This is a genomic window from Polaribacter marinus, assembly GCF_022662535.1.
GTDB classification, from domain to species: Bacteria; Bacteroidota; Bacteroidia; order Flavobacteriales; family Flavobacteriaceae; genus Polaribacter; species Polaribacter marinus.
In genome coordinates this window covers 119,691-143,214 of record NZ_JAKQYM010000001.1, presented here as the reverse complement: position 1 = coordinate 143,214, position 23,524 = coordinate 119,691, and the positions used below count along the sequence as shown (strand labels likewise).

Sequence of the window (23,524 nt, the reverse complement as noted above, 5' to 3'; positions counted from 1 at the left end):
AATGAAAATTGCATTACTTGGTTATGGTAGAATGGGAAAAGAAATTGAAAAAGTTGCAATTTCTCGTGGACATGAAATTGTAATTAAAAAAAATAACGAAGAAGATATTGATGTAAATTTAGCAGATGTTGCCATAGATTTTAGTATTCCATCATCTGCCTTTAACAATATTTCTAATTGCATAAACAATAATGTTCCTGTAATTTCAGGAACAACAGGTTGGTTAGAAAAATATAAGGACGCAATTGCTTTATGTAAAGAAAAACAAGGTGCATTTATTTATGCTTCTAACTTTAGTTTAGGGGTAAACATCTTTTTTGAACTAAATAGGCAACTAGCCAAAATGATGCATACTTTAGAAGATTATTCTATTTCTATGGAAGAAATTCATCATACAAGAAAATTAGATGCACCAAGTGGAACAGCAATTACTTTAGCAGAAGGAATTATCGAGAATTCCTCTAAAAAGAAATGGGAGCTAGGAAAAAGCATCTCTGAAAACAGTATTCCTATTAGCGCAAAAAGAATAGCAGATATTCCTGGAACACATACAGTTTTATATAATTCGGAAGTAGATGCTATCGAAATTAAGCATACTGCCCATAATAGAAAAGGCTTTGCTTTGGGTGCTGTTGTTGCTGCAGAGTGGATTGTAGATAAAACAGGCGTTTTCTCTATGAAAGATGTGTTAAACATTGGTTAAAATCTGTAACTTTTTTTCTATTTTGCGCCTTATAAAAAACGAAGAAAAATCTTTTTCTAAAAAGGATCATTAAAATATATAATTATGACATTTACACAGTGGTTTATCTTTTTTCTTGCAGTTCAAGTAATTCATTTTTTGGGAACTTGGAAATTATATGTAAAAGCAGGTAGAAAACCTTGGGAAGCAATTGTCCCTATTTATAACGGAGTTGTTTTAATGAAAATTATAAATAGACCAAAATGGTGGATTATTTTATTGTTTATTCCAATTGTAAACCTTTTAATGTTTCCTGTTATTTGGATAGAAACGATAAGAACTTTTGGTTTCTATAAAAAAATAGATTCACTTTTAGCAATTGTAACATTAGGTTTTTATATTTTTTATATCAACTATGCAACAGATACCACATACAATGCTGACAGAAGTATAAAACCACGTTCTGAATTAGGAGAATGGGTAAGCTCTATTACCTTTGCTATTATTGCTGCAACTTTAGTGCACACTTATTTTATGCAGCCCTTTACAATACCAACATCATCATTAGAAAAATCTTTATTAGTTGGAGATTATTTGTTTGTAAGTAAATTTCATTATGGAGCTAGAGTTCCATCTACAGTAATAGCAGCCCCAATGGTACATGATTCTTTACCTTTTGTTGGTACTGCTTCTTATTTAAAAAGTCCACAACTACCATACACAAGATTACCTGGCCTTCAAAAAATAATGAACAATGATATTGTTTGTTTTAATTGGCCTGCAGATACTTTAGCCACAATGTGGGGAGATACTTCTGGAAAATTCACCTACAAACCTGTAGATAAAAAAACCAACTATGTAAAACGAGCTGTTGGTATTGCCGGCGATTCTTTAGAAATTAGAAATGGTTACGTTTATATCAATGGAAAAAAGAATGAATTACCTTATAGAGCTAAATTGCAATTTTATTACACTTATGAATCAAAAACAGCAATAGACAGAAACACATATCCAAAGTTTTTAATTGGCAAAGAAAGAACAGGAGTTTTCAAAATTTTATCAGAATATTGGAATAATGAAAAAGTACAAGATGCAATTAAAAAAGGAGGCAGTTTAACCAAAATAGGTTCTGATTCATTGTATACAGAAGTTGCCGGAGGCATAAATCCCGATTTAGCCAAACGTTTAAAAATGTCTTCAGTAGAAAATAAAATAAACATTAATTTAACAGATGATGAAGTTGCTCGTTTAAAAAAACAACCTCAAACAATTTCAGTAAAGAAAATTAATCATGATGCAGACAAAGCCATCTTTCCTCATGTAGAAAGTTTGGGATGGAGTCAAGATAATTTTGGCCCTATCTACATTCCAAAAGCAGGAGCAACAGTAAAAATAGACTCAAAATCCTTGCCTTTTTACGAGCAAATTATTAAAAATTACGAAAACAATGACTTACAAGTTATTGGAGACAATATTTTTATCAACGGAAAACAAACAGATTCTTACACATTTAAACAAGATTATTATTGGTTGCTAGGAGATAACAGACACAACTCTTTAGACGCTCGTTATTGGGGCTATGTTCCATTTGATCATGTTTTAGGAAAACCTGTAATGATTTGGTTTAGTTGGGATGCTAATGCTGCTAGTTTTGGAGATAAAATAAAGTCAATTCGTTGGGACAGAATGTTTACTACAGTTGGTGGAGACGGAGAACCTGTTTCTTATAGATATTACGTTTTAGCTTTAATCGGTTTATATATTGGCTATAGTTTTTATAAAGGAAAAAAGGTTAAAAAATAGTTTTAAGTAACAAGTTTTAGTGTTGATTAGCAATTCTGTTAACAATTAGCACTGATAACTGTGATTGTAAACTGAATTCAAATAAGAAATGTCACTATTTATACCTACATACTTTGGACCTATTTCTCAATATTCAGAAATTGTAAAATCTGATAAAGTTGTTTTTGAAATGGAAGATAATTTCCAAAAACAGAGCTATAGAAACAGATGCTATATTTACAATACAAATGGTAAGCAATTATTAAATATTCCTGTAAAACATCAAGTTAATGAAGGAAGAAAGAAAACAAAAGATACTTTAGTAGAAAATGATTTTCCATGGCAAGATCAACATTTAAAATCTTTACAAACAGCTTATAGATCCTCTCCTTTTTTTGAATTTTTTGAGCATGATATTGCACCTATTTTTGAGAAAAAATACAAGTACCTTCAAGATATAAATATTGATACTTTTTTGTTTATTACAGATGCTCTTCAACTAAATTCTGACTTTACAAAAACTTCTGAATACCAAACTCAAAGCAAAGAACCTGATTTTAGAATACTAGCAGACAGAAAATATCAACCTAAAAAGTTGGTGAAAAATTACATTCAAATGTTTGATGACAACCATGGCTTTATACCAAACTTATCTATTCTAGACTTACTTTTCATGGAAGGTCCAAATGCAATTAGCTACTTAAAATAAAAAGCATTAAATTTAAACATTGGTTTTCAACAGTTTAAGCACTCTCTTTTTAGAAAATAAAAATATTTTATGAAACTTTTCAATGATTTCATCAATAGTATTAGTCCTTTATCAAAAGAGTCTCGAGATCTTTTAGTTGCTTTAGTTCGAATTAAAAAACTAAAAAAAGGAGATAGCATTGTTAAAATTGGAGAAAGACCCAAAGACATATATGTTTTAAAATCTGGAGTTATAAGATCTTTTGACACAGATACAAAAGGCAAAGAATATAATAGACAAATATTTATTCCTTATAAAATATTAGGAGCCTTAAGAGCTCTTTTACTAAATAAACCCTCAAGATTTTCATATGATTGTTTATCTGATTGTGAAGTGTATGCTGTCAATTTTAAAAATCTTAAAGAACTAATAAAAAAAGATAAACAAATTTGTCGTTTTTATGCATCTGCATTAGAAGTTGTTTATTTAACTTTAGAATCGAAAGTTTACGATTTAAGCGTTTTAAATGCAACAGAAAGATATATAAAACTAAAAAAGAAAATTCCTAATATCGAAAACTTAATACCACAGTATCATATTGCATCTTATTTAAATATCACTCCTGTTCAATTAAGTAGAATTAGAAAAAAAATATTTTCAAAATAAATAAAATTGATAAACATAGGTTAAGATATAGACATTGAGAATAACCTAGTTTTGCCGCTTATTATTCCCCTAATTAATTGCTATATTAGCAATTAATATAAAGGCTTATTTCTAATAAGCCTTTTTTTTTATTTATGTCTTTAGAATTTACGATACATTATGGACTACATTTTGTAGCTCCACTTTTTATAGCCTATTTTTTCTTCAAGAAAAACTGGAAAGTTGTCTATTTTATTTTTTTATTTTCTATGTTGGTAGACCTAGATCATTTATTAGCAACACCAATCTTTGATAAAAATAGATGTAGTATCAATTTTCATCCCTTGCATTCTTATATTGCAATTGGTTTTTATTGTGTTGGCTTATTCTTTAAAAAGACAAGAGTTCTCTGTATAGCTTTGCTATTTCACATGCTTACAGATTATATCGATTGCTATTTATAATATTTTTTTAAAAGATTGTCAAACTCATTAGAAATATTAAGTTTAAGAACCAAGAAGATGTATGCCATTATAATGATTATACTCTTTAAAGCTATATTGATAATTGGATGAATAGGAAACTTCCACACATAGATATTAGCTATTGGAAAATCCCAAAAGTTAAAAGCTAGATATAACATCACAATTATTAGAATCATTTTAAGAGACTTATCTGTAAAAGGAGTCATAGAAAACTTCCTTTTTATAAAAAACAATTTAAATGTATTGGCAAAAAAGATCACAATTAAAGTCGCTAATGCCAAACCATCCGTTCCCATATCTAACTGATAATAAAAAAGTTTATTCAAAAAATAAACAGACAAAGCCATAGCAATACTAATGGGTAAAGTGATTCTATAAAACTTAGAATTATTTATAATAGCACCATTGTTTCCTAAAAAGCCATTGTATAATTTTAATGAAGAAATCATTAATACTACCAATGTTCCACCAGCATATTCTTTAGGTAATAAATTAAATAACTGACCTATATTGGCATTTATCAAGACAAAAAAAAGTCCACTAATTAATAGTAAATTGATAGAACTCTTTTTATACAAAGAAGCCACCTCTTTATGATTTTCTTCGTTTAAGGTCTTAGAAGTTAATGGTTGTAAAATATTTAACATCGCCCTACTTGGCGCTTCAATAAAAGACCCAATAAAAACGGCTACAGAATAATAAGCAGCTTTTACTAAAGATTCTTTACCCGGAATCATAAACTTATCAATATCTAAAATGATTGCTCCAGCACTTCCTGCTAAAATAATATAGCCAGAAAAACGAATTACTTCTTTAAAATTATCAGGTTTAGAAAAGGTAAGTTTAGGCATGTATAATTTAAATGCATAAAACATCATTATAAACATTCTTAAAAAATATGCCGCTGTTAAATAGTAAATAAACTCAGGCTTAGAAATCAATTCAAAATAAACGGCAAATAATAAAATCATTACCACCACTCTATTATATAATTCTTTTAAAATATTTCCAAAAACAGATTGAAATTGAACTTTAGCCCAAGCATAAAATATTTCAAAATAAGCACAAGCCACAGCAATTAAATAAATAACAAACGTATAATCTTTAATAATTGGATTCTCTATAGATAAATAATTACCAATCTCTTCATAAAAAAAATTCCCAAAATATGCAATGGGTATTGCAACTAATAAGGGTAAAAAAAGTATGGATGATAAAAAACGATCTCTCTCTAATTTTGTAAAATAACTAGAATAAAATTTTACAATAGTATGATGAACACCTAAAGCAATTAAAGGCATTAATAAATTAGAAGTAGACAATAAAAAAGTAACCAAACCATAATATTCATCTTCTAAAAATCGAGTATATAAAAACAAAGTATTGATTCCCCCAAAGGCAAAGCCTAGGTAAATAAAAAGTGTATTTTTAAAAGATTGTTTTAATATGATCCCCATAGTTACGAATGTAAACTTTTAATTACCAAAGCTAACTCTTTGGTTAATTCTTTTCTGTGATATTTCTCGATATTTTTAGAGCTTACTTCTAAATTGCCTGTTTTATATTGATGATATAATTTTTCTATTTCTAATGATAATTTTTCTTCATTCTCAAAATCAATTACAACACCAGCATTGGTTTCTTTTAAAATTTCTGACAAATCTCCATCTTCCGGACCAATAGCTAAAATGGGTCTTTTTGCCGTTAAATACTCAAATAATTTTCCTGTTAAAATTCCTTTAGAATTTTCCACATTCGGAATTAACAACAACAATACTTGTGCTTTTTTTTGACACTCAATAGCCTTATTATGAGAAACATACCCAAAAAAACTAGTATTATCTAACAAATTATTTTGCGAGATTTGTACTTTTACTTCATCAGAAATATCTCCAATAAAATTCAATTTTAAATCATTTTTAAAATCTTCATTTTGTACACAAAGTTCCTGTAAAACTTTAAATAATACTTTTGGATTACTTTGTTTTGGCAGCAAACCAATATAAGAAATTGTGAACTTTGCATCTAAAGCAATCGAATTATTCTTTAATACTTCATCATCAAAACCATTGGTAATTACCTCTACTCTACTTGCTTTTTTAGCAAATTCTTTTTTTAATGTATTGCTTACCGTTAAAATACAATCTGCTTTTTTTAAAACTGATGTTTCTAATTTTACGTTCTTATTAACCGCAAATTTCTGCTGATTAAAATCTTTATTGTAATATAAATTGGACCAAGGATCTCTAAAATCTGCAATCCATTTTAAATCATTATTTTGATGTAATTGTTGTGCAATTAAATGCATACTATGTGGAGGACCTGTAGAAATAATTACATCAATTTTATTTTCATCTAAATATTTTTGAAGAAATTTTACGGAAGGTTTTACCCAAAAAACTTTAGGGTCTGGAATAAAAAAATTTCCACGTATAAAAGATAACAAACCGCTATTACTTATATTAGATATATCTTTTTTAGTTTGATTTTTCTTTTTCCAAAACAACAAATTGGTTGGTTCCCAAATTGGTTGTTTTAAAATTTCAATAGTATTAGGAACCTCATTTTTTAACGTAATATCTTCTTTCGGATAATTTGCATTGTCAACCGTATACACAATAGGATCAATACCAAATTCTAGCAAATATTTTACAAATTTCAACCAACGCTGAACGCCGGAACCTCCTGCTGGTGGCCAATAATAAGTAATTATTAATACTTTCAAGATTCTAAATTTTCATATAAATGTAGTAGTTTTTTTTCAGTAAACTCCCAATTTAAATCACCATTATAAGCTAACTCAAAGCCATTGGCAGCTTTTTGCATCGCTGTTTCGTAATTATTATAAACTTTAATAATTTCTTTAGAAAAACTTTCTGCTTGTCCTGCTTTAAATATAGTACCAATATCATTCGATTTTACGACTCTTTCTAACGGAGCACAATTAGAGACTAATAAAGGTTTTTTGGAAAGTAGTATCTGAAATAATTTATGTGGAATAGTACTTTCTGTATGTAAGTTAGAAATATGAGGAATGATATTTACATCAGAACTTTGCATTATTTTTACAACCTTCTTAAATGGCTGACTTCCGTAAATAACAACATTTTCTCGAACATTAAATTCATCAATTAAATTTTCTAAATAACTTTTTACATCATTATTTGCAGGACCAATTAAGGCTAATAAAGCATTGGGGATTTGTTTAGAAACGTCTTTCATACCTTCAATAGCCGTTTGCAATCCTCTATGAGGACCAAAACCACCAACATACGATATAATAAATTGGTCTTTATGATCTTTAAAAAAAGAATTTTCTGTTGCATCAAAATTTGCAACAAAGTCTTTCTTTTCTGAGTTGGTAATTACTGTAATCTTACTTTCATCTATAGCTGTATCTGTAACAATTCTATCTTTCATTTCTTCTACTACCGCAATAATTCTATCGTATTTTTTAATAATCCGATTTTCATAATCTTGCCATCTTTTATGATTAAAAAATATTTTATTTTTCAATCTTATCACAGGATTCTTTCTCCAAGAAAACCAAGTTAATAGTGCTGCTGCATAATTTTCATGTAAATCTAAAACGGATTTTAAATGGTATTTTTTTGCCGCAAAAAAACCTGTTTTAGCGAGAGGTAAATCATGCACGTGAATAACATCAATATTGTTTTTATTGATCATCTCTGGTAGGATTTTATGAAATTTTGGATGTACAAAATTGATTGCTAACCGCATATCAATCAATCCTTTTTCAGTAAAACTTTTGTAAAATATTTCTCTTAATACAGTTACATTTTTAATGATTTCAACTTTTTGATCATTTTCTTTTCTACAACACAAAACAAAAACATTGTGTTTTAACGCTAAAGATTCAGCTTCTTTTCTAACACGAATATCTGCAGGATAATATCCGTCAACAATCATTAAAATAGCATGCATTTTCGATTTATTTGGTTGCAGAAACTGCATAATATCTTGGAGTAAATTTTCGTAAAATAGGTCTAAATCCTATTTTATCTATTGGACTTGTCCATTTTTCTTGTTCTTGAATTTGCCAACCAGATTTTTCTAATAACCAATCAAATTGCCAATCTTCAAACTCATGATAGTGACGATCCCACATATCAGTTTTACTTCTATAAGCTTTTGCAAACCATAAATTTAACGGAATTGTAGCAATTAATTGAGTAGCTTCAATTTCTCTTAACACATTAAACGGAGCTAATAAATGTTCTAAAATTTCGAAAGCAGTAACTGCGTCCACTTTGTGTTTTTTTACTATTTCCGGTAAAATATCTAAATCTTCCCCTTCTGTATTGATAACAGTGTATCCATTTTGCTCCATAATTTCAGAGAAAGGATTTCTAATTCCCAGATCTAAAACAGTTGCAGGACTTGGTAAAACTTTTTGTAGAAAAGCTAGCGTATGCTCATATCTTTTTGAAGGAATTTTACTGTACATTATTTTTTGTTTTTTTTTGTTCATAGAAGAACCAAGCAACGGAAATTAATAGTAATAATCCGTACGACGTTAGAGAAATAATTTTTCCTTGCTGAATTACTTTGGGCTCAAATTTAAATTCAATTGAATGCTTTCCTTTTGGAACAATCATTCCTCGTAAAACATAATTCACTCTAAAATGCGGTGTTAATTTCCCATCAACATAAGCATTCCAACCATCTTTATAATAAATTTCAGAAAAAACAGCAAATTGATCTTTTGTTGTTTTGGATTGATAAGTTAACGAATTAACATCGTAATTTAACAATTCAATTACTGCCGTTGAATCTTTTTCTTTTGGAAAATTTATTTTTTCTTTTAAATTCTTTAAATCTAAAACTGCCGTTGTTTTTGTGTTCAATGAATCTAGAGTTTGCATTTCTTCATTTGCAGAATTTACTACTTGTACTTTATCTACAAACCATACATTTCCATTTGCATCAGGATTTAATTGCGCTTGTTTCTCTCCTTTATCATTACCAACAATAAAGTATTTTGTATTTAACATGTTTAAAACCTGCATATTATTTTTGGCGATTTGATAATCAAAAAGCTCTTGATAACGTCCCATTTTTGCCGCGTGATAACCGCCTATAGATTGATGAAAATAAGAAGTACTTCCATCATTCATTGGGTTCACCGTAAAATTACCAACTCTAAAATGTGTTTTATCTTGTAATATTAATTTATCTGTGGCCGAAGCTGTAAATGGTTTTTCTATTTTTCTTGCTGCTTTAAAATCATCTTCATTTACATATTTTTTATCCACAGAAATTAAATCAAATAAAACAAAAACTGTCAATGCTATGATAACAATACCTTGTTTTAATTTATTTTTTAATAACATCCATAAAACACCCGCTGAAAGAATCATTAAAACTAAAGAACGTAAAGTATCTACAAATAACATCGATTTTCTATCTGCAATAATAGCATCTGTTAATCCAGGTAACTGGTTGTATTGTGCATCTCTTAAACCTTCAAAAGTTGAAAATCCGTGTGCTAATAAAAAACCAACAATTATTAATCCTCCAAAAGCATAAACTGCTTTTTTTAATGCATCTTGTTTTTCTTTCGAAGTAATTTTAGAAGAAAAGAATTCTTTTAAAGCCAATATTCCTAAAATGGGTACACATAATTCTGCAATTACTTGTATGGATGAAACTGCTCTAAATTTATTATACAAAGGGAAGTAATCAATAAAAACGTTGGTCAACACCTCAAAATTCCGTCCCCAACTCATTAAAACCGAAAATACGGTTGCCGCAACTAACCATTGCTTTAAACGTCCTTTAACTAAGAAAATTCCCAAGAAAAATAAAAAGAAAATTACGGCTCCTATATAAGCAGGTGCTTCTACAATGTTTTGATCTCCCCAATAGGTAAGTGCTTGTTTAGAGTAATCTTTAGCTACTTTTTTTCCTGCTTTATCTTCTATTGTTTTATAAAAATTAGAACCTTCACCTAATTCCTCAACAGTTCCGCCTCCCATAAAACGCGGAATGAATAAATTAAACGTTTCTAATTTTGCATAACTGTATTCAGTAATATATGCTTTATCTAATCCTTTTGATGCTTCTTTTTTACTTCCATCAGGATTTATAGTCAATTCTGATTTTCCTCTTGTACTATGGTCTGCATATTCTTTCATCGCCATTAAGCGAGGAGAATTTGCTCCAATTCCTAATAAAACAGCTGCAATAATGATTACTGTTTGTTTAAAAAATGTAGGTAATACTTTTTCTTTAATAGCGTTTATACCTTCTACAATTCCTAAAATAATTAAACAGAAACCTAGATAATAGGTCATCTGTGGATGATTTGTATAGATTTCTAGAGCCATTGCAACGCCTGTAACCAAGAAACCTAAAATATATCGTTTCTGAAAAACCCACAAAATACCTGCTAACACCAAAGGCATGTATGCAATTGCATGTGCTTTCGCATTATGTCCTGCTCCAAATATGATAATTAAATAGGTTGAAAAACCAAAGGCAAGTGCTCCTAAAATAGCCAACCTCCAATTAACTTTCAAAGCCATCATCAAGACAAAGAAACTTAAGAAATACAAAAAAGTATAATCTGCAGGTCTTGGCAAAAACCGTAAAGTTCTATCCAAAACTCTTACAAAATCATTTGGGTAATACGTACTTACCTGATATGTTGGCATTCCACTAAAAGAAGAACCTGTCCAATAAGGTTCGGTATTATTTTCAGCTCTAAAATCGTTAATCTCTTTAACCATTCCTTTAAACTGAGTAATATCGGACTGAGATATTTTTTGCCCTTTTAAAACAGGATGAAAATAGATTATAGACGCTAAAACAAAAATAGCAATTGCAATAACGTAAGGTAAAATTTTATTTAACTTCATAATTAATCTATTTCTTCAAAATCAACATATTCTCCAACAGAGTTTTTACTTTGTTGATTATTTTTAGGGGCTTTATCAATAATTGTTTCCCCTTCTTTTACCGTGCTTTTTGGTTGTTGTCTTCTAAATTGCTCTTCAGCCTTTCTTTGAATTGTTTCCGCTGCTTTCTTCATTAAAAAAGGAGCAAATAATCTCGCTAAAAATTTAAAAGCGTAAATAAATAATAATATAAAAAAGATAGTTTTTAGTAAACCCATTTAAAATTTATGTTTAAAAAAATCTATCAAAAATAACAATTTGAGCACAATTGTAGCGTTTAGAAAGTATAAAAGTTTCTTAATACTAAAAAAGTCTTGAATGCTTTTTAAAAATAGGTTTTTTAGCCTATGTTTGTGTTATATGTTTTTTGTAAATTCTATAAAACTAAATTTTCTGATGAAGAAAAATCTATTAAACGTATTTTATTTATTATTTCTACTAAGTTTTTCTTCTACTTACAGTCAATATACAGAAGTCATCAACTCTAACAAACCTGGATTTTCTGAAAGTCCATATAGTGTTGGTACAGGAGTTTATCAATTTGAAAGTAATATCTTTTTTAGAAATACTTCTATAGAACCTACTTTTTCTAGACCTCAATCTTTAGGCTTAGATTTATTATTTAGAACTAGTTTTTTTCTTGAAAAACTAGAATTAAATACACAAATAAGCTACCAAAGAGATAAAGTTGCCTTTAAAAATGTTTTTACTTCTAGTTATTTTGACCATGGTTTAAGTAAACTTACTATTGGAGCTAAGTATTTATTGTTTCAACAAGAGTATGAGGATAAAACCAAAGAAGTAAGAAGTTGGAAGAGAAGACACGCTTTTGATACAAAAAGACTCATTCCGTCTGTAGCAATATACTTAGGAGTTAATACTGATTTTTTAAGCGAAGGCTATAAAACAGGAGGCATAACACCAAAAGTAGGTGTATTACTTCAAAATAATTTAAGCAACGACTTTAACATAATTACCAATGTTTATTATGATAAAATTGGGTCAGAGTTTTCCGAAATTTCATACATAATTACTGGAACTTATAATTTTAGCGACCAATGGTCTACTTTTTTTGAAAATCAAGGTGCTTTTCAAAAAAAACAAACCAACTCTAACTTAGGAACTGGATTAGCTTACTTATATAACAGAAACCTACAAATAAATGCCTCTGCAAGATTACTTTTAGAAGGCAAATCACAAGGTTATTACGCAAGTTTAGGTGTTTCTTACAGAATTAATAGGCATCAAGATTCTTATATTGAATTAGACGATGATGGTAATGAATTAAAAGATTCACCCATTTCTGAATACAATAAAAAACAAGGTAGTTTCTTTAGTAGAATCTTTAGTGTTTTTAAGAAAAAAGATAAAACTAAAAAGAAAAGAACTAGACCAAAAAGAACTAGAAAAAAAGCTTCAACTAAAAAGAAAAAAGGTGGATTATTTGGTCTTTTCCGTAAAAAAGAAAAAAAGAAAAAAGAGACAGACAATTAATTTATTCCCGCTTTATAAGTATGATTTCGATAAAAAAAATTACTTCAAAAAAGGAAATGAAACAATTTGTACTCTTTCCTTTCTCGATATATAAAAACAATAAATATTGGGTTCCTCCTATTATAAAAGATGAAGTCGATAATTTTGACCCTACAAAGAATCCTGTCTTTGAAAATGCAGAGGCACAGTTTTTTGTTGCTATAAGAAAAGGTCAAATTGTTGGAAGAGTTGTTGCCATTATCAATTGGTTTGAAGTTGAAAAACAACAGATTAAAAAAATCCGTTTTGGTTGGTTTGATGTAATTGATGATCTTGAAGTCGCAAAAGTTTTACTTGAAAAAGTAAAAGAAATCGGAGTTAAACATAAGCTCGAATATATAGAAGGCCCTGTAGGCTTTAATAATTTAGATAAAACTGGTGTATTAATAGATGGTTTTGATCATTTAGGAACCATGATTACATGGTACAATCACCCTTATTATAAAGATCATTTAGAACAATTAGGCTTTGTTAAAGAGAAAGAATATTTAGAAAACAAATTCAAATTTAAAAATGTTGATGCTGTTTATTTTGACAGAATTAGCAACATCTTAAAAAAACGTTTTAAACTAAAAGCATTAGATTTTACAAAAACAAAAGACATAATGCCTTATGTAGATGAAATGTTTGAAGTTTTTAGCGCATCCTATTCTAAACTATCAACTTTTGTTCCTATTTCTGATGCACAAATAGCTTATTTTAAGAAAAAATATATTTCATTTATCAACCCAGAATATATAAAATTTGTGGTTGATGAGAATAATAAATTAGTCGCTTTTGCTATTGTAATGCCTTCTTTTTCTGAAGCTTTGCAAAAAGCCAAAGGAAAATTATTTCCTTTTGGATTGTTCCATTTATTGCATGCAAGAAAACATGCTAAAGACGTTACTTTTTACTTAATTGGCGTACGTCCAGATTACCAAAACAAAGGGGTACATGCCATTATTTTTGATCAATACACAAAAACTTTTGCTCCTTTAGGAATCGATAATTGCATTAGAACTCCCGAACTAGAAGACAATGAAGCAATTAAAAAGTTATGGGAAAAGTTTGACCCTATAACTCATAAAAGACGTAGAACCTATCGAAAAAACATACAGTAAATTGGTTTGTATTTATAAATAAACCTCAATTTTAAAAACTTGTAACTGATTTAAACCATGCAGCTATTTTATAATTCAGAACTTTCTAAAGAAACCAAACAAATTACTTTTGATAAAATTGAGAGCAAACATATTGTACGTGTTTTAAGAAAAAAAGAAGGTGATGTTCTTAAAATTACAAATGGTAAAGGGTTTTTATTTGATGCAGAAATTAGTTTTGCAAACGACAAAAGATGTGCAGCCGTAATTATTAATGTGGAAGAAAAGCAAAAACCCTGGAATTATTATTTACACATTGCAATAGCACCTACAAAAAATAACGACAGAATTGAATGGTTTTTAGAAAAAGCCACTGAAATTGGTATTGATGAAATTACTCCAATAATTTGTAGTAATTCAGAAAGAAGAATTGTAAAATTAGAACGATTTGAAAAAATTATTCAATCGGCAATGAAACAATCTTTAAAATTTACATTACCAAAACTAAATCAACCAATTAAGTTTAACGAGTTCATCAATCAAGATTTTGAAGGGAAAATTTGTATCGCACATTGCGAAAAGCAAGAAAAAACACTATTACAATCCATCGTAAATCCATCAGAAAAAATTACAATTCTAATTGGTCCAGAAGGCGATTTTTCTTCCGAAGAGATAAAAAAAGCATTGGGCAAAAACTTCATTCCAATTTCATTAGGAGAAAGCAGATTAAGAACAGAAACAGCTGCATTGGTAGCTGTAAATATAGTTTCGTTTATCAATCAATAATTCACTATATTGCTTTCAATTCTTGTTTAAAAATTTTATGAAGCACCTTTTAATCTTACTCATTATATCCTTTGTTCTTCCTACAAATGCACAAGATGTTGCTATTTTAAAATACAATGGAGGCGGAGATTGGTATGCTAATCCAACAGCCGTACCTAATTTAATAGAATTTGCAAACACTAATATTAAAACTAATATTTCTAAAAACCCACAAACGGTAGCTGTTGGTAGTGAAGATCTTTTTAGTTTTCCAATACTCTTTATGACAGGGCATGGAAATATTTTATTTTCTGAAGACGAAGCAGAAAACTTAAAAAATTATTTAATTTCTGGAGGTTTTTTACACATTTCTGATAATTATGGTTTAGACAAATTTTTAAGAAAAGAACTGAAAAAAGTATTTCCAACATTAGAATTACAAGAAATACCAAGTAATCATCCTATATATAATCAAACGTTTAAATTTCCAAACGGAATTCCAAAAATTCATGAGCACGATAAAAAACGAGCACAAGGTTTTGGTATTTTCTACCAAGGAAGATTGGTGCTTTTTTACGATTATGAAACCGATTTAAGTGATGGATGGGAAGATGCAATTATACACAATGACCCAAAAAATGTAAGAGAAAAAGCATTGAAAATGGGTGCAAACATTATAGAATATGCTTTTAAAAACTAGTCCATATATAGATATTGATGACATTAAAATAAACTTTGATGCAGAAGGTTTGTGGGTGCTAAATATTGCCATTGCCATTATTATGTTTGGTGTTGCCTTAGGTATTTCTACAAACGATTTTAAACGACTTTTTCAGAATCCTAAAATAGTTTTTGTAGGAGTTTTAGCACAATTCATTTTATTACCGGCTGCAACTTTTTTAGCTATTTTGATCATAAAGCCACATCCTAGTTTTGCATTAGGTATGATGATGATTGCCGCTTGCCCTGGTGGAAATGTTTCTAATTTTTTTAGTAAAATGGCAGGAGGAAATGCTGCTCTATCGGTTAGTTTAACTGCTTTTGCAACATTAATATGTATTGTAATGACTCCTTTTAATTTACAGTTTTGGGGAAGCTTATACGAACCTACCAACGAAATTATAAAAACTGTAGAATTAAACTGGATAGATTTACTGAAACTAGTTTCTTTAATTTTAGGAATTCCGTTAATCTTAGGAATGCTCATAAAACACTATCATTCTGAAATGGCAGGCAAAATAGAAAAAGTTTTAAAACCTTTATCTATGTTAGTTTTTATTGCGTTAATTTTCATCGCTTTCTCACAAAATCTAGAAGTATTTGTCAATCATATTCACCACGTTTTGTTCTTGGTAATTTTCCACAATATCTTTGCTTATATCTTAGGCTTTTATACTGCTAGAAGTTTTGGTTTAAATAAAAGAGATGCTAAAACAATCTCTATGGAAACAGGAATTCAAAATGGTGGTTTAGGTTTATTGTTAATCTTTGGTTTTTTTGATGGCTTAGGTGGAATGGCTTTATTGGCTGCTTTCTGGGGAATATGGGACGTGTTTTCTGGCATGGCTTTAGCTACCTATTGGGGAAGAAAAAAGAATATATAGTATTTACCACAATGAAAATTAAAAAAATTTGGTACTCAAGTGTAAATCTTTTTTTAAAAATAAGTTTACAATTTTACTGTAAAAAAATCAAAGTAAAAGGCATCAAAAATATTCCCAAAAAAGGCGCTGTTTTGTTTGCTATTAATCATCCAAATGCATTATTAGATCCTTTGTTAGTAACCTCTAACAACACCCGAGAAAATCATTTTTTGGTAAGAGCAGATGTTTTTAAAAAACCTTTAATTAGAAAATTTTTAAATTCTTTAAATTTAATGCCCATTTATAGAATTAGAGATGGCATAAAGCAACTTTCTAACAACGAAGAAGTTTTTGAAAAATGTTTTGATATTTTAAAAAACAAAGAAACGTTATTTATTTTTCCACAAGGAGGACACTCAAGAGATAGAAATATTAAACCTTTAAGCAAAGGATTTACAAGAATTGTTTTTGGTGCTTTAGAAAAGTACTCCGATTTAAACATTGCTGTTGTTCCTGTTGGAATTACATACCAAAACGCCTCTTCCTTTCCTTGTAAAGCTATAATTCATTATGGAAAAGCTATTGATTCTAGAGCTATTCTTGAAGCAAATACAAAACCTAAAGCTATCAACATTTTAAAACAAGAAGTTAGTAATCAGCTTAAAGAAATAACAGTTCACATACCAAATGACGAGTATTATGAAACAGTTTTAAACAAACTTAATAATGCTAATGTAGATTTTACCGATGTGGATTTGGTCAATAAAATGATTGCCAAAAAAGAATTTCCAAAAGCAGTAAAAAAATCAATAAACTTTTTTAAACCTTTATTTTATCTAATCACCCTAAACAGTTTAATCCCTTATTTGTTTTGGAAAAAACAAGCAAAAGGCATTAATGAGATTGAATTTACAGATACTTTTAGATTTGGGTTAAACATTATTACTTTTCCAGTTTTTTATATTTTTCAAGCAGGAGTTGTGCGTTGGTTTCTTGATGAAAAAATAGCCCTAATTTATCTTATTGTTTCTTTTTTATCCGTTTTCATTTACACTAAATTTTCACCAACAAATACTGAAAACGAATAGTTTTTCAAAAAAATATCAGATTTGAATCAATTTAAGAACTCTTTTAGCAAGCAAAAAAACAGAAAATTTACTAGTCTATAATTGCATCTTGAATAATTTGCTGAATTTTAGTTCGCATATTGGTTTTAACCAAACCATTGTTAGTCATTGATGGATAAGTTCTGTTAGATAAGAAAACGTAAACAATTTCACTTTTAGGATCTGCCCAAGTATAAGTTCCAGTAAATCCTGAGTGCCCAAAACTTTCATCAGAAACACATCCACAAGTAGCTTTAACCTTTGGATTTAATTGTGGTTTATCAAAACCTAAACCTCTTCTATCTTTTTTATCTGAATAATATCGATGATTAAACTTATCTATTGTTTCTGCTTTTAAATATCTCTCTCCTCCATAAAATCCTTTCTGTAAATACATTTGCATAATTTTTGCAACATCATTAGCATTGGCAAACAAACCAGCATGCCCCGCAACACCGCCTAACATTGCGGCCCCCATGTCGTGTACATTTCCTATTAACAATTGATTTCTAAAATAATCATCTTTTTCAGAAGGAACTATCTGACTTTTCGGAAACTTTTTTAAAGGCAAATAGGTTGTTCTGTTAGCTCCTAAAGATTGATAAAACTCTTCATCTACTAAAGTATTTAAAGGCTTTTCATATTTTTTTTCAAGCACCTCTTTAAAGAGATAATAGCCTAAATCGCTATATTTATAACCTTTTCTTTTTCTTTGATCGGCTTCTTTTATATACTTGTAAATACTGTCTTTATAACTTTGTTTGATGTATAAATTTTCAGCCACTTTTATTTTATAAACACTTGTTTTCTTCTTTCTATAAAATTTAGGTGAATTTTCTCCAGTAACACTATCTTGAGTTGCTTTATAAAAAGGAATCCATGCTTTTAACCTTCCAATATGTGCTAAAATTTCTTTTACTGTTACTGTATCTTTATTTGAATTACCAAAACTTGGTAAAATATCTCTTAAGCTTGCTGTAAGTGGTATTTTTTGATCTTCTTCTGCTTTCATTATTAAAGGCAGTGAAGCCAATATTTTTGTTAAAGATGCTAAATCATAAACATCAGAATTTTTTACTTTTATTTTCTTTTCATCTGTATGATAGCCATAACTTTTATTAAAAACAATTTTCCCTTTTCTAGCTACCAATACCTGAAAGCCTGGAGCCATTTTTTCTTTTAAAATAGTATCGGCTACTTTGTCTATTGCGGCTAACTTAATTGATGATAAATGAACATCTTCTGGAATAGAATATTCGAATCTACTTAAATTTGATGTTACTAATCCATAGCCTTCATTAAAATCTTTTTTTATAGAAACCGGTAATTTCCCTTTTGCTGAAAATGCACCAAAGATGAGTTGAGCAGAAAGTTCTTGTGCCAGTTTACTATTTTGATACGAAACAATAATCCCATCAATATTTGTAAATGTTTTTACTTGCAATAAACTATAAGGACTTGCAAAAACGTCTAAAATAATATTTTTCTCTCTTGCTATTTCTTGTAACCAAACCAACTCTTTATTTGTAAACTTATAACTCTTCCATGGATTTTTATTGGATTTGTGAAAACCAACAATTACTAAATTATAGGGCTTTAGTTTGTTTATAATTCTGTCTAAATTTTTATCAGAGATCACATCTACCTTAGTATAGTTTTGAAGCATATTTACAAAAACATCACCAGGATCGTCTCCTAAATTTACATAAGCAATTTTTCTTTTTTCTAAATTTCTTAAAGGAATATCATTATGAATATTTTTAACAACAGTAAGAGAATTTTTAACCAATTCTCTGTGTAATAATTCGTCGTTAATTGTATTTAAATCTTCATCTAAATTTTCTAAAACAACAGGCTTGTAATTATTTAAACCTGCCCAATATTTTGCTTTTAATATTTTTCTTACAGAAAACTCTAACCTCTCTACTGTTAAGGTTTTTAACTCGATAGCTTTTTTAATTAAATTCACAGTACCAGAAACATCGTGAGGAATTAATAACAGATCGTTTCCTGCTTGTATTGCTGCCAAATTAATTTCTGCTGACGTTGCGTAATTAGCCGCACCTTTCATATTCAATCCATCAGTAATAATCAACCCTAAAAAACCTAATCTTTCTTGCAATAATGTAGTAACTACATTTTTAGAAAGTGATGTTGGTAAAGTTGGATTAGACTCTAAACTTGGTATACTTAAATGTGCCGTCATTACACTTGCAATTCTAGCATCAAATATTTTTTTATAAGGGTACAATTCTATCGAATCTAAACGTGCCATGTCAAAATCTAATACAGGCAAGGTATGATGAGAATCCGTTGCTGTATCTCCATGACCTGGAAAATGTTTAGCATTTGCTAAAACTCCTTTGCTTTGCATTCCCTGTGTAAATGCAATTGCTTTTTGAGTAACATTTTCTTTACTTTCTCCAAAAGAACGATTTCCTATAATTGGGTTTTCTGGATTGGTATTTATATCAACAACTGGCGCAAAATTTACATGAATTCCTAAACGTTTACAATGTACACCTAAGCGTTCTCCAAATTGTTTTACCAAAGAATCATTTCTAATTGCTCCTAAGGTCATGTTCCAAGGAAATCTATACGTATTTTTTAAACGCATGTCTAAGCCCCATTCACCATCAAAACCAATTAACAAAGGCACTTTAGAAAGTGCTTGATACTTATTATTAAGTACCGCTTGCTTTTGTGGAGTTCCTTGCATAAAGATTAAATTTCCAATATGATATTTTGTAATCATATCAGTAATAAAATCTTCATGTTTTTTATCTTTATTAGAATATGCTTGTAACATAAAAAGTTGACCAATTTTTTCATCAATTGTCATATTTTTTATAATACTATCTACCCATGCATCTTGTGCTTCGGCATCTTTTGTTCTTAAGGGATCTACACTTTGTGCAGAAACACTAAATACAAAACTCATCAAAAAGATAATCAGTAACTCTTTCTTCATATTTTTATTCAACATATATTTTGGGCGTTTTAACAGGCTTTCCATTCTATCTTTTTATGCTGTATACAGCATAAAAAGGATGTCATTTCAATCCTTAACGCAACTTATTTGTAAACCTAATACTTTACTTAAAATCAATAGTTATACCAAAAAGCGTTTATGCCAACTTTCTTTTGCCGGAACTTCCCAATTGTTTTCAAAATCTTCTTTTGTGTTTACCATATTGTTAAATACAATGGTATCTGAAGTAATTTTTTTATCCTTAGCAAATTTCTGAAAATCAGGTAATTTTACTAGATTAACATTGTCATTATCTTTAAATGTAACATTCATTTTATTCATTAAATCTAATTGCAATTCGTTTTCTAATGCTTTTATAAAACGCACCGAACTATCTATAGAACAACCTGAAACATTATTAAAACTCTCATCTACTGCCAATACTAAAAACTGATTGTACTTTATAGTAAAAGAACCTTTTAAATCATCTCCATGTCGCGTCCATTGATTGATAAAATCTTCTGCTTTTTCAGCAATAAATGCAACTTCTTTTTCGGTGAATTCTCTATCGGATTGATAAATCCAAACACGAGAATTGTTTGGTAAATTTGTATATTCTGTAAACATGTTTTTTAGCTTTTTAAAAATTAGATATGTTAACTATCTTAAATTAAATTTCTGTTGTAAAGCCTGTAATTTTTCTGCTTCCGACATTGTTTCTTTGGGAGCAGACATTCGTTCTTTAATTTCTTTCAACACCTTTTTTGTATACAGAGGAAAATCTGCATTCTGAATCCAATTATTATAACCTGGATTTTCTTTTAAGACCTCTTCTACAGTTCTTCCTTTGTATTTTCCGAAAGAAAAAATTTCTTGATCCTCATCATTCATCAAAATAAAACCAGCAAAATCAGCTCTTTTACCATGTGTAGAAAACTCACTTAAAGCCTCTACAGAGTTTTCTATATCTTCATATTTGTCTAATTGCGCTAACAAGATTTCATAAGTTGCATTGGTATCAGCTTCTGCTCCATGAGCGCCTTCTAATTCTTTTCCGCAATAAAACTGATAACCTGCACTTAAGGTTCTTTGTTCTTTTTTATGAAAAATAACTTGAACATCAATAGCTTTTCTATTTTTCATATCAAAGTCAATCCCTGCACGCATTAGTTCTTCTGCCAATAAAGGGATGTCAAATCTGTTTGAGTTAAACCCTGCTAAATCCGCATCTCCAATCATTTCATTAATTTTTGGAGCCAATTCTTTAAACGTTGGTTCTGTTACTACTCTTTCATTGGTAATTCCATGAATATCTGCAGCCTCTTTAGGAATCTCTATTTCTGGATTTACCAACCAGGTTTTACTTTCTTTATTTCCGTTTGGAAATACTTTTAAAATTGCTATTTCTACAATTTTATCTGTTGCAATATTTACTCCTGTTGTTTCTAAATCGAAAAATACGATTGGTTTTGTTAAATTTAAATTCATCTATTTTGTTTGACTTCTCAACTGTATTCATAAGACATCATAGTCTGTTTGGACTTCAATGAGAACTATTCGTTATTTAATTGGGTTTTAAAATCATCAATTTGATCTAAAACTTTTTTAGGTAAAGTGGGTTCTTTAAAATTATATTTTTTTAATTCTTTTAATAAAATTTCTGCTAATATTAATCTAACCGTAGGTTTATCATCTGCTGGCAAAATAAACCAAGGTGCATTTTCTTTAGAAGTTCTATTTAATAGATCTTCATAGCAAAACATATATTTATCCCATAATTTACGTTCTTTTAGATCTCCTGCAGAAAATTTCCAGTTCTTTTCTGGAATATTTAATCTTCTTAATAATCTGTTTTTTTGTTCTTCTTTAGATAAATTTAAAAAGAATTTTAAAACAATGGTTCCGTTATCAGAAATATGTTTTTCAAAATCATTAATTCTATCCATTCTATTGTAAAAAAAGGTATCATCTACCTCTTCTATTTTTTTTACAGTAGGGATGTTTTCTCCTAAAATATAATTAGGATGCACTCTAGTTACTAATACATTTTCATAATGAGTTCTATTAAAAACACCTATTTTTCCTTTTGCAGGCAAGGCTATATAATGTCGCCATAAAAAATCGTGTTTTAATTCTAATTCTGTTGGCACTTTAAAACTGTGTACTTGCACTCCACGTGCATTTACATCTTTAAAAACTTCTCTAATTAGACTATCTTTTCCAGAGGTATCCATTCCTTGTAAACAGATCAACACACTATATTTGCCTTCTGCATACATAGCGTCTTGTAGTTTACTAATTTTTTTACGAAGTTTTTTTAGAGCTTTATTGGCATCTTCAATAACTTCTTTCGTTTTAAAATTATTTAACTGAATTTTATTACTTACTCTATATTTTTCCAAATTCATCTTATAATAAATTTTCTTTAAAAAAAAGAATTATGAACTGATGCTATTAAGCTTATATTCTTCTATTTGACTTCTATTATTTTTCTCTAAAAAAGTACGTTAAAGATAGAGAAAAGTCTTTTGTTATTCATTTTTTTTAGCATAAAATATTAATTAAAAATCTCATTTTTTTACACAGAAAATCAATTCGTTATAGAATTTAAGCAACATATAAACATCTTTTTTAATATTTTTTTTAATATCTTGTGAAATTCTGATATATAGGACATTAAAAACACTCTATATCTTTTTAACAAAAAAAAACGCTAAAAACTTCATTAAAAATTGCACCCTAAAAAAGAAAAAAATTATGCCTTATTCAGAGTACCACATATTTGACGATATGCTTGAGGGGGTACAAGTTATCGATCGAGAATGGCGTTATTGTTATGTAAATACTTCCGCTAGTATACATGCAAAACCTTCTAGAGAAGAAATGCTTGGAACGATACTTATGGAGATTTTTTTTAGAGCAAGTAACACATAAAGAACAGGTCTGAAACTTAATATTATAAAAAAATATATCGAACTTCTTAAAGGAAATATCAATATTTGAAGTATTATAGGAAAAGGTACTACTGTTAAAATACTGTTTCCAAAACACGCATAAAAAAAGAAATGATCAGCTATTTTTGTTTGTTCGCACACAATTTAAATTAACAGCATGTCTAAAAAAGGAAAAGAAAAAAATACCAAAAACAAAGCAAAGCATACAAAGTTGATGAATCGAAAAATTAATAAAGTGAAATTAGAGAAACAACTTACTAGGGAACGCTTAAAAAATATTATTAAAAAAGCGAATGAACAAAAATCATAACACAATCATTATTCTTAG

At 28.9% G+C, this 23,524-nt stretch carries 22 protein-coding genes; 12 read left to right on the top strand and 10 right to left on the bottom strand.

Features of this window, described 5'->3' with window-relative positions; translation table 11 throughout:
- Position 1 precedes the first annotated feature (1 nt).
- The 5 genes from dapB (at position 2) to MC378_RS00600 (ending at position 4,261) form a co-directional block, all read left to right on the top strand.
- Entirely contained in the window at positions 2 to 703 is a 702-nt protein-coding gene (dapB, locus tag MC378_RS00620) for a 4-hydroxy-tetrahydrodipicolinate reductase (protein WP_242176777.1), read from the top strand.
- Positions 704 to 787: 84 nt separating this feature from the next.
- Positions 788 to 2,485: a signal peptidase I gene (lepB, locus tag MC378_RS00615; protein WP_242176776.1), complete on the top strand. Its 1,698-nt coding sequence runs from the start codon at positions 788 to 790 to the stop codon at positions 2,483 to 2,485.
- An 88-nt stretch (positions 2,486 to 2,573) separates the two neighbouring features.
- Positions 2,574 to 3,173 carry a WbqC family protein gene (locus tag MC378_RS00610; RefSeq protein WP_242176775.1) on the top strand — a complete coding sequence of 200 codons (600 nt, stop codon included), beginning with the start codon at positions 2,574 to 2,576 and terminating at the stop codon, positions 3,171 to 3,173.
- A gap of 69 nt (positions 3,174 to 3,242) precedes the next feature.
- Complete coding sequence (locus tag MC378_RS00605; protein ID WP_242176774.1) at positions 3,243 to 3,818, top strand: Crp/Fnr family transcriptional regulator; 576 nt, start codon at positions 3,243 to 3,245, stop codon at positions 3,816 to 3,818.
- Between the two features lie 134 nt (positions 3,819 to 3,952).
- Positions 3,953 to 4,261, top strand: coding sequence for a DUF6122 family protein (locus MC378_RS00600; protein ID WP_242176773.1), 309 nt, complete (start codon positions 3,953 to 3,955; stop codon positions 4,259 to 4,261).
- On the opposite strand, the gene MC378_RS00595 is transcribed toward MC378_RS00600, so the two are convergent.
- From MC378_RS00595 to MC378_RS00570, 6 genes are read right to left on the bottom strand one after another with little or no spacing between them, the layout of a single operon-like run.
- Positions 4,252 to 5,739 carry a lipopolysaccharide biosynthesis protein gene (locus tag MC378_RS00595; protein WP_242176772.1) on the bottom strand — a complete coding sequence of 496 codons (1,488 nt, stop codon included), beginning with the start codon at positions 5,737 to 5,739 and terminating at the stop codon, positions 4,252 to 4,254. The genes MC378_RS00600 and MC378_RS00595 overlap by 10 nt on opposite strands.
- Before the next feature lie 2 nt (positions 5,740 to 5,741).
- Positions 5,742 to 7,007 (bottom strand): glycosyltransferase family 4 protein, encoded by a 1,266-nt coding sequence (locus MC378_RS00590; protein ID WP_242176771.1) that lies wholly within the window; start codon positions 7,005 to 7,007, stop codon positions 5,742 to 5,744.
- Positions 7,004 to 8,257, bottom strand: coding sequence for a glycosyltransferase (locus MC378_RS00585; RefSeq protein WP_242176770.1), 1,254 nt, complete (start codon positions 8,255 to 8,257; stop codon positions 7,004 to 7,006). Before MC378_RS00585 ends, MC378_RS00590 begins: the two co-directional genes overlap by 4 nt.
- Complete coding sequence (locus MC378_RS00580) at positions 8,235 to 8,750, bottom strand: class I SAM-dependent methyltransferase (protein ID WP_242176769.1); 516 nt, start codon at positions 8,748 to 8,750, stop codon at positions 8,235 to 8,237. The genes MC378_RS00585 and MC378_RS00580 overlap by 23 nt, the downstream gene beginning before the upstream one ends.
- Positions 8,740 to 11,163 carry a YfhO family protein gene (locus MC378_RS00575; RefSeq protein ID WP_242176768.1) on the bottom strand — a complete coding sequence of 808 codons (2,424 nt, stop codon included), beginning with the start codon at positions 11,161 to 11,163 and terminating at the stop codon, positions 8,740 to 8,742. The genes MC378_RS00580 and MC378_RS00575 overlap by 11 nt, the downstream gene beginning before the upstream one ends.
- A gap of 2 nt (positions 11,164 to 11,165) precedes the next feature.
- On the bottom strand, positions 11,166 to 11,420 hold the full coding sequence (locus tag MC378_RS00570) for a DUF4834 family protein (protein ID WP_242176767.1): 255 nt from the start codon (positions 11,418 to 11,420) through the stop codon (positions 11,166 to 11,168).
- Positions 11,421 to 11,598: 178 nt separating this feature from the next.
- Between MC378_RS00570 and MC378_RS00565 the strand changes: the two genes are divergently transcribed.
- Genes MC378_RS00565 through MC378_RS00540 form a run of 6 tightly spaced genes read left to right on the top strand, consistent with a single transcriptional unit; the run spans position 11,599 to position 17,253 of the window.
- Positions 11,599 to 12,696, top strand: coding sequence for a transporter (locus tag MC378_RS00565; protein ID WP_242176766.1), 1,098 nt, complete (start codon positions 11,599 to 11,601; stop codon positions 12,694 to 12,696).
- Positions 12,697 to 12,716: 20 nt separating this feature from the next.
- Entirely contained in the window at positions 12,717 to 13,838 is a 1,122-nt protein-coding gene (locus MC378_RS00560; RefSeq protein WP_242176765.1) for a GTP cyclohydrolase, read from the top strand.
- A 57-nt stretch (positions 13,839 to 13,895) separates the two neighbouring features.
- A complete protein-coding gene (locus MC378_RS00555) occupies positions 13,896 to 14,603 on the top strand; it encodes a 16S rRNA (uracil(1498)-N(3))-methyltransferase (protein WP_242176764.1) in 708 nt (235 codons plus the stop codon).
- A 37-nt stretch (positions 14,604 to 14,640) separates the two neighbouring features.
- Positions 14,641 to 15,282: a DUF4159 domain-containing protein gene (locus MC378_RS00550; RefSeq protein WP_242176763.1), complete on the top strand. Its 642-nt coding sequence runs from the start codon at positions 14,641 to 14,643 to the stop codon at positions 15,280 to 15,282.
- Complete coding sequence (locus MC378_RS00545) at positions 15,266 to 16,186, top strand: bile acid:sodium symporter family protein (protein ID WP_242176762.1); 921 nt, start codon at positions 15,266 to 15,268, stop codon at positions 16,184 to 16,186. The genes MC378_RS00550 and MC378_RS00545 overlap by 17 nt, the downstream gene beginning before the upstream one ends.
- Positions 16,187 to 16,197: 11 nt before the next feature.
- Entirely contained in the window at positions 16,198 to 17,253 is a 1,056-nt protein-coding gene (locus tag MC378_RS00540; RefSeq protein WP_242176761.1) for a lysophospholipid acyltransferase family protein, read from the top strand.
- Positions 17,254 to 17,323: 70 nt separating this feature from the next.
- Here MC378_RS00540 and MC378_RS00535 read toward each other — a convergent pair whose 3' ends face one another.
- From MC378_RS00535 to MC378_RS00520, 4 genes are all read right to left on the bottom strand, one after another.
- Positions 17,324 to 20,242 carry a serine hydrolase domain-containing protein gene (locus MC378_RS00535; protein ID WP_242176760.1) on the bottom strand — a complete coding sequence of 973 codons (2,919 nt, stop codon included), beginning with the start codon at positions 20,240 to 20,242 and terminating at the stop codon, positions 17,324 to 17,326.
- Positions 20,243 to 20,383: 141 nt separating this feature from the next.
- Positions 20,384 to 20,869 (bottom strand): ABC transporter ATPase, encoded by a 486-nt coding sequence (locus MC378_RS00530; RefSeq protein WP_242176759.1) that lies wholly within the window; start codon positions 20,867 to 20,869, stop codon positions 20,384 to 20,386.
- Positions 20,870 to 20,902: 33 nt separating this feature from the next.
- Positions 20,903 to 21,730, bottom strand: a complete 828-nt coding sequence (locus MC378_RS00525) for a 3'-5' exonuclease (protein ID WP_242176758.1) — start codon at positions 21,728 to 21,730, stop codon at positions 20,903 to 20,905.
- 65 nt (positions 21,731 to 21,795) lie between these two features.
- Positions 21,796 to 22,650, bottom strand: coding sequence for a PPK2 family polyphosphate kinase (locus tag MC378_RS00520; protein ID WP_242176757.1), 855 nt, complete (start codon positions 22,648 to 22,650; stop codon positions 21,796 to 21,798).
- Positions 22,651 to 23,353: 703 nt separating this feature from the next.
- Between MC378_RS00520 and MC378_RS00515 the strand changes: the two genes are divergently transcribed.
- Positions 23,354 to 23,506, top strand: a complete 153-nt coding sequence (locus tag MC378_RS00515; RefSeq protein ID WP_242176756.1) for a hypothetical protein — start codon at positions 23,354 to 23,356, stop codon at positions 23,504 to 23,506.
- Positions 23,507 to 23,524: the final 18 nt, after the last annotated feature.